The sequence below is a fragment of the Halomonas sp. AOP43-D1-4 genome, assembly GCF_052446175.1.
Lineage (GTDB): Bacteria > Pseudomonadota > Gammaproteobacteria > Pseudomonadales > Halomonadaceae > Vreelandella > Vreelandella citrativorans.
Genome location: NZ_JBQSVY010000001.1, coordinates 146,899 through 158,377 on the forward strand (window position 1 = coordinate 146,899; position 11,479 = coordinate 158,377).

An 11,479-nucleotide genomic window follows, 5' to 3' on the forward strand; every position below is an offset into this window, starting at 1 on the left:
GCATTCACCTCTACTAATAGAATGTTTAATTACTCGCCATATTGGATACAAATTGCTGGATTAGTTCTTCAAGCACCAGCGCAGACTGGGTGTCACGAATGGTATCGCCATCTTCAAGCACTTCAGGGGCGCCACCCACGCTTAAGCCAATATACTGCTCGCCCAACAGGCCGGAGGTTAAAATGGCGGCTGTTGTGTCTTCGGAGAGCTGCCCTTCCAAGTCATTATCCAGACGTAGCGTGACCCGAGCGTCAAACCAATCAGTATCTAAATCAATCGACTCCACGCGCCCAACGGTCACGCCCGCCATGGTGACTCTAGAGCGCGGCTTTAATCCGCCAATATTGGAGAAATTGGCGTCAAGGTGAAACGTTTCAGAAGAGCTAGCAAGGCTTAAACCACTGACGCGCAGGCCCAGAAAAATCAGCCCAACAATCCCCGCCAGCATAAATAGACCCACGCCAAATTCCATTGTTTTACTGCGTTTCATGAAACCACTCCACCTATTAAAGGCCGCCGAACATTACGGCGGTTAATACAAAATCAAGCCCCAATACTGCAAGCGATGAATAAACGACGGTGCGCGTTGTGGCCCGCGAAATCCCTTCAGACGTCGGCATTAAGTCATAGCCTTGAAACACCGCGATCCAGGTAACAACGACGGCAAAGACAAGACTCTTGATGATGCCGTTACCTACATCGCCGATAAACGATACGCTGGCCTGCATGTTGCTCCAGTAAGAGCCTTCAAAAACGCCAAGCCACTCCACACCGACCAGGTAGCCACCCCAAATACCCACGACGCTAAAGCCAACCGTTAGAATGGGCAGCGAAACGAACCCAGCCCAGAGCCTGGGCGCAATAATTCTACGCAGTGGGTCTACGCCAATCATTTCCATACTGGTTAGCTGCTCGGTGGCTTTCATTAAGCCAATCTCAGCGGTGAGTGCCGACCCTGCCCGCCCGGCGAACAGCAATGCAGCGACAACCGGTGCCAATTCCCGCAGCAAGGAAAGCGCAACCATTTGCCCTAACGCCTGCTCCGCGCCAAAGTCGACCAAAATAGTGTAGCCCTGCAGCGCCAGCACCATGCCAATAAAAAGCCCCGATACGATCACAATCGCCAGCGAGAGCACGCCCACAAAATGCATTTGACGCAGCCAGAGGCTCCACCCTTCACGAGACGGCACGCCGACCGCTGACTGGCCAAGAAATAGCCCGGCACGGCCCAGCGCTTCCATTACATCGCACCCTTTACGCCCCAAACGGGCGATATAGCCGATGCCTTGTTCAAATTTCGACTGCATTACCCTGCCCTTGTCGCGGTAACGGGGCCAAGAATATCGCTATACAGCGTCTCGGCGGGATAGTGAAATGGCACAGGGCCATCTGGCTCGCCATGAACGAACTGGCTAACGCGTGGGTCCTGGTTGGCATTTAGTGTTTGCGGCGTTCCCTCAGCGACGACCTGACCATCAGCGAGAAGATAGAGATAATCGGCGATGCTTAGTGTCTCTTTAATATCGTGAGAAACCACCACCGAGGTAAGTGCTAGTGCCTGGTTAAGCCGTTTAATCAACTGCACCAGCACGCCCATGGAAATAGGATCCTGCCCGACAAAAGGCTCATCATACAAAATGAGCTCCGGGTCTAACGCTATTGCCCGGGCCAGCGCCACGCGCCTGGCCATACCGCCCGAAAGCTCTGCAGGCGTTAGATGACGAGCCCCGCGCAGCCCCACCGCTTGAAGCTTTAGCAATACCAGGTCTCGAATCATGGCATCGGGCAGATCGGTATGGACGCGCAAGGGAAACGCGACGTTCTCAAACACATCCAGGTCAGAAAACAGAGCGCCGCTTTGAAACAGCATGCCCATACGTTTACGCAATGCAAACAGCGCTTTTCGCGACAGCCGATGAACGTCCTGGCCATCGACGATAATACGTCCACGATCCGGCGTTAGCTGACCACCAATGAGTTTTAGCAAGGTTGTCTTGCCGGTACCGCTAGGCCCCATAATGGCGGTGACGTTACCCTGAGGAATAATCATGCTGATTCCACGAAAGATCTCATGGCTCCCACGTGAAAAATGCACGTCTTCAATTTCGATGAAGGGAACGTCTGTCATGGGTTGGTTGACTCCCATTGTTACTTAATAGTAGCGGGTGCGTTTATCGGTTGGATATTCTACCGTTTAAAAACAGCGTTTTCTAAATATTCTCGAACATCAAGCTTGGCTTCAATGGCACTTATGGCAAGGCGTGCGTTCCAACCCACCCTAAAAACCCGTTAAAGCGCTATGCTTATAGATGCCCACAAAATGGTATTCTTGTCAGTTAATCGCACTACGTTTGCACTGTATTTCTATTAAAACGAGATGTTCATGCCCCAGCCCTCACCCACTGTTAGCCCGTTGCGTGAAAGCGCCCTACGCACGCTGCAAATAGAACAAGCCGCCATTGGCGGTCTTCAAGGCAAGCTTGATGAAAGCTTCGACCGTGCATGTGAATTGATGCTGGCGTGTCAGGGCCGGGTCGTCGTGACGGGAATGGGCAAGTCTGGCCATATAGCAGGAAAGCTGGCCGCCACGCTTGCCAGCACCGGCACACCTGCTTTTTTTGTTCACCCAGGTGAAGCTAGCCACGGCGACCTGGGGATGATTACGCGCAACGACGTGGTCCTGGCGCTTTCAAACTCCGGAGAAACCGCCGAAGTGACGGCGCTACTGCCTCTGTTAAAACGGCTAGGCACACCGTTAATTAGCATGACAGGCCGCCCTGGCTCAACACTTGCCAAACATGCGGATGCTCACCTGAACAGCGGTGTTGAACGCGAAGCGTGCCCTCTGGACTTGGCCCCCACAAGCTCCACGACGGCCGCCCTTGCCCTGGGCGACGCGCTTGCCGTTGCGCTACTTGAAGCACGCGGATTTACCGCTGATGATTTTGCCTTATCGCATCCCGGTGGCAGTCTGGGAAAACGACTGCTATTGCGCGTTAAAGACCTTATGCATAGCGGCACACGCTTGCCGCAGATAGCACTAGGCAGCCCGCTGCGTGATGCGCTCTTGGAGATTACCCGCCAAGGGTTGGGATTTACCTGTGTTGTCGACAGCGAAGGGCGACTTGCAGGTGTTTATACCGATGGCGACTTACGCCGCACCCTCGACCAGTTTCATGATCTGCGTAAAGTAACCGTGGACGATGTAATGACCCGACCCGGCAAACGCATTGGCCCCGACCTACTGGCCGCCGAAGCGGTGCGCATCATGGAAGACAGCCGTATTACTGCGCTAGCGGTCGTCGATGACGAACAGCGCCCCATTGGGGCGCTCCATATGCACGACTTGCTTGCCAGCGGCGTTATCTAACCATTTTACCCAACAGTTTACTGACAAGGAGTCCCTATGGCCCTCCCCACTGCGCTACTTGACCAGCTTCGCCATGTGCGACTACTTGCCCTCGATGTTGACGGTGTGCTCACCGATGGACGGCTATACTTTCAGGCCGACGGTATCGAGATCAAAGCCTTCCATACACAAGACGGCCATGGCTTAAAGTTGCTTAAACGTGTGGGCATTCATGTGGCGTTAATTACAGGACGCGACTCCCCCATGGTGAGCCAGCGTGCTGCGGCGCTGGGAATTAATCTTGTCCACCAGGGCTGCGAAGATAAGCTCACTACTTTGAAAGCGCTGTGCGAGCGCCTCAATCTGAACCTAAGTCAGGTGGCTTACTGCGGCGATGACCTGCCTGATCTTGCGCCTATCAAACGCGCAGGCGTTGGCATTACGGTACCCAACGCACCCGATTACATGCATACCCACGCTGACTGGATTACCGACCGCTTGGGTGGTCACGGCGCCGTACGTGAAATTTGCGATACATTACTTGAAGCGCAGGGCCACTGGAGTACTGTTCTTGAGTCGTATTTGAATGGTCGCGTGTAATGTTTCAAAGAACCAAGAAACGCGTCGGGTTAGCGGCCCTGGTGGTCGCTTTAGGGGGGCTGCTGGTATGGCTGGACCCACGCGGCCCGGAAGACCGGCCCGTTGACGAAGAAGCGCAGGCTGAAGAGCCTGGCCACGTGCTGGAAAATGCCGAGATCACGCTGTTTGGTGAAACAGGGCATATCCAGCAGTCGCTGTCCGCGCCTTTATTGGTTTACATACCACAAAGCACCCAAGCCGAAGTCACTCAACCCGAAGCGACGCTGTTTGATAGTGATAACCGAGAGTGGCTCGCTCACGCCAACGAAGGCGTTCTGAACACGACCACCCAAGCGCTAACACTGTCTGGTGATGCACAGCTTCTGGCGCCTACAGAAGGCTGGCAGCTTGATACTGAGTTATTACATTATGATGGGGTAGCGCGTCATGTCTGGAGCGAGGCGCCCGCCGTGTTTCAGCAGCCACCTCAACAAATGAGCGCATCACGTATGGATGTTTGGCTTGATGATAGCCAGGTCCGACTAACCGATAACGTCCGCGGCCATCACCCCCCCGCAACACAAAATCCTTAGGAGTCGCTATGAACGCTTTTATTCGCACCGCGCTTTTCGCCCTTGCGGTGCCGCTATCGGCAGCGGCCCAGACAAGCCAAGCCCCCATTGAAGTAGAAGCCGACCAGCTAGACCTTGATCAGCGTGCAGGCACTGCCGTTTATTCAGGCGATGTCAATATTCGCCAAGGCAATATGCAGCTACGTGGGGATCGCGTTGAAATTATCCGTAACGACGCGGGTGAGCTTTCTCGCGCTATTGCCACCGGGGAGCGCGCCTACCTACGCAATCAACTCGATGATCAGGACACGCCGATGGAAGGATGGGCACGACGCGTGGTTTATCACGTAGCAGAGCGGCGTGTAGAGCTTATTGACCAGGCCGAACTGACCCAGGCGGGTGATCAGTTTACCGGTGGCCGCCTGGAGTACTTCATTGACCGCGAAGTGGTGCAGGCACGCTCCGATGCAAACGGTAGCGAGCCGCAGCGTATTCGTATGACGCTTCAGCCAGCGCAATAGGAGCCAACCATGTCTATTGCGGAAGCACCGCCCATAAAAACCCTTTACGCCAATCACTTGGCAAAAAGCTATAAGCGCCGCCGCGTGGTTAAAGACATTAGCCTGGAGATTGCTCAAGGCAGCGTGGTAGGCCTACTTGGCCCTAACGGCGCGGGCAAAACCACATCGTTTTATATGATTGTGGGCCTGGTGAAGTCTGATGCGGGTACGGTGCGTATCGACGAGCAAGACTTAACCCGCGTTCCCATGCACGAACGCGCGATGGCCGGCATTGGCTATCTACCCCAGGAAGCGTCTATTTTTCGCAAGCTATCGGTTGCGGATAATATTATGGCGATTCTGGAAACCCGCAAAGATCTGGACAGGGCAGGACGAGAGCAGCGGCTTGAGGCCCTGCTTGACGACTTTCATATTACCCACATCCGTGACAGCTTGGGCATGAGCCTTTCCGGCGGCGAGCGGCGACGCGTCGAAATTGCCCGCTCCTTGGCCACAGAGCCCGCGTTTATCTTGCTGGATGAGCCATTTGCAGGTGTCGACCCCATCTCGGTTGGTGAAATCAAGAGCATTATTCGCGCCTTAAAACAGCGCCACATTGGCGTGCTAATTACTGACCATAACGTCCGAGAAACACTGGATATTTGCGATATCGCCTATATTGTCGGTGACGGCCACATCATTGCTGGCGGCAGCCCTCAGACTATCCTTGATAACCAAAAAGTGAGGGAAGTTTACCTGGGTGCTGATTTTCGCTTATGAATTTAATTTCACCGCTAAACAGTGATCTGCAGTAAAAATTTTATCAGTGGCATGCTTATTGCACTTGCACAACAACATGACTCGCACTAGGGTGAAGCTTTCCGATTAACGAGTGGTTCTCAGATGGTCATGAAAGCTTCTCTCCAATTGCGTATCGGTACGCAGCTGACCATGACACCTCAGCTGCAGCAAGCGATTGCACTGCTACAGCTATCGACATTGGATCTACGTCAGGAAATTCAGCAGGCACTGGATGCCAACCCAATGCTGGAGCAGGAAGACGAGTTCGGCGAGCAGGCGACCGTCGAAACACCTGACGAGGAGTGGTCAGAAAGCATTCCCGAGGAACTGTCTGTCGATAGCGACTGGTCTGATACTTACCAGGACATGGGTAGCTCTGGCAGCAGCGAAGGCCCCGATTTTGAACGCCAGGCCGCGGGACAAAGCCTGCATGGACATCTCCTTTGGCAGCTGGCGATGACCGACTTTACGGCTCGTGAGCAGCTAATCGCCGAAAGCCTGATTGATGCACTGGACGCCAATGGCTACCTGACGCAGCCGCTCAACGATATCCGCGATGGGTTACGTGCTCAGAGCATCGAAGGTCTCAGCCAGCGAGAGTTGGAGACCACTCTGATGCGCTTACAGCAGTTCGAGCCAACGGGCGTCTTCGCCCGTGACTTGCGCGAATGTTTGATGCTTCAGCTAGCAACGCTCCCCGACGACACGCCCCTACTGGTTCCCGCGCGCCGATTGGTTCGTCAGTTTCTTGAAGCGCTGGGCAAAAATGACATGCGCCTATTAAAGCGCCGCCTAAGCTTGGACGATGAGCAGCTAGACGATGTGATCGGTCTGATCCGAAGCCTGGACCCACGCCCAGGCAGCGCTTATGGCGTCACCGACGATAGCTATATCACGCCCGACCTGGTCGTACGTCATGATCATGAAGGCTGGCACCTGGAGCTAAACCCTGAAGCCCTGCCCCGGCTGCGTATCCAGCCCGACTACGCCAGTTTAATCAAGCGTGCAGACAAGAGTCAGGATAACCAGTTTTTAAAAGAGCACTTGCAAGAAGCGCGCTGGCTAATCAAAAGCCTGTCCAGCCGCAACGACACGCTTCTACGCGTAGGGCGCGAGATTATCACTCGCCAAATCAGTTTTTTAGAGCACGGTGAAGAAGCGATGAAGCCGTTGATTCTTGCCGATATTGCCGAGGCGGTTGAGATGCACGAATCAACCATTTCTCGGGTCACCACACAAAAATATATCCATACCCCACGGGGCATCTTCGAACTTAAGTACTTTTTCTCAAGCCAAATTAGCGGGCAGGATGGCGCAGACAGCCACTCAAGCACCGCGATTCGCGCCCGGCTTAAAAAGTTGATTCAAGATGAGCCTCCCGGCAAACCTCTTTCGGACAGTCGTTTGGTGACATTACTGGGAGATGGCGGCATCACAGTGGCACGCCGTACGGTGGCGAAATATCGTGAGTCGCTGGGCATTCCCTCATCAAGTGAACGTCGTCGTTTGCGTTAGTCGTTACAAGAGAAATGGCAAAACTCGCGACAGGGGCTTTGCAACACCGTAAAAAGGGTTACAATCGAAATTCAGTCCGATGGATAAGGAGCACGTCAATGCAAGTAAATATCACGGGTCATCATGTAGAACTGACTGACGCCTTGCGTGACTACGTTAATGAAAAACTTGAACGCATCGAACGTCATTACGACCACATCACCACGGTACAAGTCACCTTATCTATTGAGAAGGAGCGCCAACATGCCGCGTGCACCCTTCATGCGGCAGGCGCCGACTTACATGCCGACGCCGAAGATGTCGATATGTATGCCGCTATTGACGCCTTAGCAGACAAAATTGATCGTCAACTCGTTAAGCACAAGGAAAAAGCACAAGCTCGCGCCCAAGGCGCTGGCGTGCGTTAATTCAATGACGTTGGAAACCATCCTCCCCCCGGAGCGCGTACTTTACGACGTGCCCGGGGGCAGCAAAAAGCGGGTGCTGGAGTTTTTCAGCACCTTTATCGCTCAAAATACACCCAGTCTGGATAGCCAGGAAGTTTTCAGCCGACTGATCGGCCGGGAACGTCTTGGCAGCACGGGGATCGGTAACGGCGTCGCCATCCCCCATGCGCGCAGCCCACATTGCGTTACGCCTATTGCGGGTTTTTTAAAATTATCAGAACCTATTGATTTTGATGCTATTGATGGCGACCCGGTCGACCTCGTCTTTGTGCTGCTGGTTCCCGAAGAGGCTGACGACACGCATTTGTCGCTTTTGGGCCAAGTGGCCACCATTATGAATGATGCGAGCACACGCCAGGCATTACGCAAAACCAGCAGCCAGCACGATTTGCTTGACCTGCTAATGGGCAAGATTCGCGAACAGGCCGCTCCATAATCGCCCATAACGACTAACACATTTTCATGCGTTATCCCTTTTATACGTTCAATCAGAGAGAGCCACTATGCAACTGGTGATTATTAGCGGCCGCTCTGGCTCTGGCAAATCAATCGCATTACAAGCGCTGGAAGATATTGGCTATTACGCCATTGATAATCTCCCCGCCATGTTGCTTGGTTCTTTGGTTGACGAACTCCGTGACGAGGGTGAGCGCACGCATCTAGCGGTCAGTATTGATGCCCGCAACCTGCCAGCGGCGCTTGAGCGCCTTCCCGCACTGCTTGAAGAGCTGCGCGCGCGGCCTATAGATTGTCAGGTTATCTATCTAACCACCGATTCACGTATTTTACTGGAACGCTATTCTGCGACACGGCGACGCCATCCGTTAACGCGCAACAGTGATATGACGCTTGAAGAGGCGATAGAGAAAGAGGAAGAGACGCTCAACGAAATACGTGATTTGGCCGACCTGCGGATTGATACATCACGCTTATCGGTCCACGACCTGCGTCGGCGCATTTCAGACCAGGTAGCCCACCAGCGCAAAGACCAGCTAACACTCACCTTTGAGTCGTTCGGCTACAAGCATGGCGTACCCATGGATGCAGATTTAGTCTTTGATGTACGCTGCCTGCCCAACCCTTATTGGGACCCAACGCTACGCCAGTACACAGGACGTGATGCCACGATTATTGCGTTTCTGCGCGGCTACCCGATTGTCGAAGAGATGAGCCATGATATTCAGGCAATGCTTGAGCGCTGGCTGCCTGCTTACCAAAATAGTCAGCGCAGCTATATGACGGTGGCTATTGGCTGTACCGGCGGGCAGCACCGTTCTGTGTATATTGCCGAACAGCTGGCGCAAAAGCTGGCACCGCTCATCGGCGAAGTCCAGTTGCGTCACCGAGAACTGGAGCTGCAATACACGCTACGAGGAACCCGGGCAGAGCCACCGACGGCTCCTCCATTTTCCGAGTAGACGCCCAGCCCTACGTAAACGCTTATGCCTAATGACACCACTCGGAAAAAAGGAACCAGGGTGCCAGAAAGAACCTTAACGCTTACCAATCAGCGCGGCCTACATGCCCGCGCCGCCACAAAACTGGTGAAGTGCAGCCAGCACTACTCCGCCAGCATACAGGTGTATAAACAGCAGCAAATGGCTGATGCAGCCAACATCATGTCGCTATTGATGCTGGCCGCACCCTGCGGCACCCAACTGCGGATTTGTGCGGAAGGCGAGGATGCCGAACAAGCGCTTGATGCAATCCAAGCGCTGTTCGACGCCCGCTTTGACGAAGATCAGTAGTGCGGCTTTTTTAGCTACCGGCGACGGTCATCGCATCCACTAACCAGCTGCCCGTATGAATGCTGCCGCGCGTATCGATATCACTTCCGATACCAACAAGGCCTGAGAACATACGCTCAAGGTTTCCAGCGATGGTAAATTCTTCAACCGGATACTGGATTTCTCCATTCTCGACCCAGAAGCCCGCCGCACCACGCGAGTAATCCCCGGTTACGCCGTTCACGCCTTGGCCCATTAGTTCGGTAACCCAAATGCCTCGACCCATCGTTTTAAGCAGCGCATCACGCGTCTGCAAGGGTGCGTCTAAACGCACGTTGCGGACACCGCCAGCATTCCCCGTGGTTTGCATGCCCAAGCGACGGGCACTGTAGGACGAAAGCATATAGCTTGCGATACGCCCCTGTTCGATAAAGCGGTTATTACGTGTCTGCACACCTTCTCCATCAAACGGCGTACTGGCGGTCGCTCCTATTTCCATAGGGCGCTCTTCCAGACTAAACCACTCAGGAAATAACGGCGTGCCCAAACGGTCACACAAGAAAGAGGATTGACGATACAGCGCGCCACCCGCCAATGCGCCCAATAAATGCCCAACCAAACCACTAGACAGCGAAGGATCAAACAGAATGGGAAAGGTGCCGGTTGGCGGCCGCTTGGCACCTAACCGGCGCAGCGTACGGGCCGCAGCCTCGCGCCCTACTTCGCTCGGGTCGCGCAAATGCTGAGGATTACGCGCAGAGGTATAGTCGTAGTCCCGCTGCATACCGTCTTCATCCTGAGCAATGAGCATGCATGAAAGGGAGTGACTACTGCCTTTTTGGGTACCTAAAAAACCATGGCTGTTAGCATAAACCCGTACGCCCTCACCGCTTGAAAGCGACGCGCCTTCTGACTGACTAATACCCTCAACGTCGCGACCCGCCTGCTCGCAGGCAAGCGCAAGGTCGATTGCTTGCTCAGTTGTCAGCGCCCACGGGTAATGAACCTTAAGGTCCGGCAATTCGGTCGCCATCTGATCGGCATCCGCCAAGCCAGCCACCGGGTCTTCACCGGTATAACGCGCAATGGCTAATGCTTTCTCAACCGTTGCTTGAATCGAGGCACTGCTGGCGTCACTCGACGATGCACTTCCTTTGCGCTTGCCGACGTAAAGCGTGACGGCAATGCCCTGGTCTCGTGAAAGCTCAACCGTCTCCACATCGCCCAAGCGCACGCTAACGCCCACGCCCTGGTCAACGCTTGCACCCACTTCCGCCGCATCGGCTCCCAGGCGCTTGGCCAAGGTCAACGCCTCTTCTGCACGCGCGGTTAACAGTGCCTGCTGCGAGGATGCATCAAATGCCTGTGCCATATAGCCTCCTTTTTCGTACGAATCTCATCGCCGAATCAATGTTCTTGTCGCAGCCTGATATAATGCTGCCAACGAATCTTGTCTGTGAGCCTTACTATGCCGAAGAAACGCCCCGAGCCCCTTGATACTCAAGAACCCGAAGAGCGCCCCAGCAAGTCGCAGCTCAAACGCGAAATGCATGCGCTCCAAGCACTCGGCGAAACCTTAATCGCCATGAAACCTGCTGAGCGTGCCCGCTTTCCTCTCTCCGACGACATGCTGCGTGCCATCGAAGAGACCTCTCGTATTCGCTCCCACGAAGGGCGCCGCCGTCATATGCAGTATGTCGGCAAGCTGGTTCGCAAAGAGGACCTGACCGCGATTCAAGGTGTCTTTGACTCAATTGAGCAGGAAAAAGAGCAGCGCGACCATGCCTTTCATCGTCTTGAAAAGTGGCGGGACCGGCTTATTGGAGAAGGCGATCCTGCCATTGACCAGTTTATGGCAGACTATCCCAATGCGGATCGCCAAGCGCTACGTCAGTTAGTTCGCAACGCTCAGCGTGAGCGCGATCAGGACAAACCACCCGCCAGCTCGCGTAAGCTGTTCAAACTTCTACGCGACACGCTGGCGCTTTAA

The 11,479-nt window shown here is 54.4% G+C and carries 15 protein-coding genes; 11 read left to right on the plus strand and 4 right to left on the minus strand.

Annotated features, from left to right (window positions below; all coding sequences use genetic code 11):
• Positions 1-25: 25 nt before the first annotated feature.
• From mlaD to ACT3RQ_RS00705, 3 genes are read right to left on the minus strand one after another with little or no spacing between them, the layout of a single operon-like run.
• Entirely contained in the window at positions 26-490 is a 465-nt protein-coding gene (mlaD, locus tag ACT3RQ_RS00695) for an outer membrane lipid asymmetry maintenance protein MlaD (protein ID WP_193053805.1), read from the minus strand.
• A 16-nt stretch (positions 491-506) separates the two neighbouring features.
• A complete protein-coding gene (gene mlaE, locus ACT3RQ_RS00700) occupies positions 507-1,307 on the minus strand; it encodes a lipid asymmetry maintenance ABC transporter permease subunit MlaE (protein WP_172116316.1) in 801 nt (266 codons plus the stop codon).
• Positions 1,307-2,128, minus strand: coding sequence for an ABC transporter ATP-binding protein (locus ACT3RQ_RS00705; RefSeq protein ID WP_172116315.1), 822 nt, complete (start codon positions 2,126-2,128; stop codon positions 1,307-1,309). Before ACT3RQ_RS00705 ends, mlaE begins: the two co-directional genes overlap by 1 nt.
• A 255-nt stretch (positions 2,129-2,383) precedes the next feature.
• Here ACT3RQ_RS00705 and ACT3RQ_RS00710 point away from each other — a divergent pair, with 255 nt between their 5' ends.
• The 10 genes from ACT3RQ_RS00710 (at position 2,384) to ACT3RQ_RS00755 (ending at position 9,510) form a co-directional block, all read left to right on the plus strand.
• Positions 2,384-3,370, plus strand: a complete 987-nt coding sequence (locus tag ACT3RQ_RS00710; RefSeq protein WP_172116314.1) for a KpsF/GutQ family sugar-phosphate isomerase — start codon at positions 2,384-2,386, stop codon at positions 3,368-3,370.
• A gap of 36 nt (positions 3,371-3,406) precedes the next feature.
• Positions 3,407-3,949, plus strand: coding sequence for a KdsC family phosphatase (locus ACT3RQ_RS00715; protein ID WP_172116313.1), 543 nt, complete (start codon positions 3,407-3,409; stop codon positions 3,947-3,949).
• The gene (gene lptC / locus ACT3RQ_RS00720) at positions 3,949-4,521 is read left to right on the plus strand and encodes an LPS export ABC transporter periplasmic protein LptC (protein WP_444630087.1); all 573 of its coding nucleotides are present in this window, start codon (positions 3,949-3,951) and stop codon (positions 4,519-4,521) included. The genes ACT3RQ_RS00715 and lptC overlap by 1 nt, the downstream gene beginning before the upstream one ends.
• 8 nt (positions 4,522-4,529) lie before the next feature.
• Positions 4,530-5,021 (plus strand): lipopolysaccharide transport periplasmic protein LptA, encoded by a 492-nt coding sequence (gene lptA, locus ACT3RQ_RS00725; RefSeq protein ID WP_444638853.1) that lies wholly within the window; start codon positions 4,530-4,532, stop codon positions 5,019-5,021.
• 9 nt (positions 5,022-5,030) lie between these two features.
• On the plus strand, positions 5,031-5,780 hold the full coding sequence (gene lptB, locus ACT3RQ_RS00730) for an LPS export ABC transporter ATP-binding protein (protein WP_087109427.1): 750 nt from the start codon (positions 5,031-5,033) through the stop codon (positions 5,778-5,780).
• Between the two features lie 123 nt (positions 5,781-5,903).
• Positions 5,904-7,316, plus strand: coding sequence for an RNA polymerase factor sigma-54 (locus ACT3RQ_RS00735; RefSeq protein WP_444679758.1), 1,413 nt, complete (start codon positions 5,904-5,906; stop codon positions 7,314-7,316).
• Positions 7,317-7,414: 98 nt separating this feature from the next.
• Positions 7,415-7,723 carry a ribosome hibernation-promoting factor, HPF/YfiA family gene (hpf, locus tag ACT3RQ_RS00740; protein ID WP_172116309.1) on the plus strand — a complete coding sequence of 103 codons (309 nt, stop codon included), beginning with the start codon at positions 7,415-7,417 and terminating at the stop codon, positions 7,721-7,723.
• 4 nt (positions 7,724-7,727) lie between these two features.
• Entirely contained in the window at positions 7,728-8,198 is a 471-nt protein-coding gene (locus ACT3RQ_RS00745; RefSeq protein ID WP_193053810.1) for a PTS sugar transporter subunit IIA, read from the plus strand.
• 67 nt (positions 8,199-8,265) lie between these two features.
• Entirely contained in the window at positions 8,266-9,180 is a 915-nt protein-coding gene (gene rapZ / locus ACT3RQ_RS00750; RefSeq protein WP_193053811.1) for an RNase adapter RapZ, read from the plus strand.
• A gap of 60 nt (positions 9,181-9,240) precedes the next feature.
• Complete coding sequence (locus ACT3RQ_RS00755) at positions 9,241-9,510, plus strand: HPr family phosphocarrier protein (RefSeq protein WP_172116307.1); 270 nt, start codon at positions 9,241-9,243, stop codon at positions 9,508-9,510.
• 10 nt (positions 9,511-9,520) lie between these two features.
• Here ACT3RQ_RS00755 and pmbA read toward each other — a convergent pair whose 3' ends face one another.
• A complete protein-coding gene (gene pmbA, locus ACT3RQ_RS00760; RefSeq protein ID WP_444638850.1) occupies positions 9,521-10,861 on the minus strand; it encodes a metalloprotease PmbA in 1,341 nt (446 codons plus the stop codon).
• A 96-nt stretch (positions 10,862-10,957) separates the two neighbouring features.
• Here pmbA and yjgA point away from each other — a divergent pair, with 96 nt between their 5' ends.
• Positions 10,958-11,479: a ribosome biogenesis factor YjgA gene (yjgA, locus tag ACT3RQ_RS00765; protein ID WP_444621400.1), complete on the plus strand. Its 522-nt coding sequence runs from the start codon at positions 10,958-10,960 to the stop codon at positions 11,477-11,479.

Coding starts and splice junctions, on each gene's coding strand:
- ACT3RQ_RS00705 (WP_172116315.1), bottom strand. CDS start 2,128: ATGACAGACGTTCCCTTCATCGAAATTGAAGACGTGCATTTTTCACGT.
- ACT3RQ_RS00745 (WP_193053810.1), top strand. CDS start 7,728: ATGACGTTGGAAACCATCCTCCCCCCGGAGCGCGTACTTTACGACGTG.
- ACT3RQ_RS00715 (WP_172116313.1), top strand. CDS start 3,407: ATGGCCCTCCCCACTGCGCTACTTGACCAGCTTCGCCATGTGCGACTA.
- ACT3RQ_RS00710 (WP_172116314.1), top strand. CDS start 2,384: ATGCCCCAGCCCTCACCCACTGTTAGCCCGTTGCGTGAAAGCGCCCTA.
- hpf (WP_172116309.1), top strand. CDS start 7,415: ATGCAAGTAAATATCACGGGTCATCATGTAGAACTGACTGACGCCTTG.
- mlaD (WP_193053805.1), bottom strand. CDS start 490: ATGAAACGCAGTAAAACAATGGAATTTGGCGTGGGTCTATTTATGCTG.
- yjgA (WP_444621400.1), top strand. CDS start 10,958: ATGCCGAAGAAACGCCCCGAGCCCCTTGATACTCAAGAACCCGAAGAG.
- ACT3RQ_RS00735 (WP_444679758.1), top strand. CDS start 5,904: ATGGTCATGAAAGCTTCTCTCCAATTGCGTATCGGTACGCAGCTGACC.
- lptC (WP_444630087.1), top strand. CDS start 3,949: ATGTTTCAAAGAACCAAGAAACGCGTCGGGTTAGCGGCCCTGGTGGTC.
- mlaE (WP_172116316.1), bottom strand. CDS start 1,307: ATGCAGTCGAAATTTGAACAAGGCATCGGCTATATCGCCCGTTTGGGG.
- pmbA (WP_444638850.1), bottom strand. CDS start 10,861: ATGGCACAGGCATTTGATGCATCCTCGCAGCAGGCACTGTTAACCGCG.
- lptB (WP_087109427.1), top strand. CDS start 5,031: ATGTCTATTGCGGAAGCACCGCCCATAAAAACCCTTTACGCCAATCAC.
- lptA (WP_444638853.1), top strand. CDS start 4,530: ATGAACGCTTTTATTCGCACCGCGCTTTTCGCCCTTGCGGTGCCGCTA.
- rapZ (WP_193053811.1), top strand. CDS start 8,266: ATGCAACTGGTGATTATTAGCGGCCGCTCTGGCTCTGGCAAATCAATC.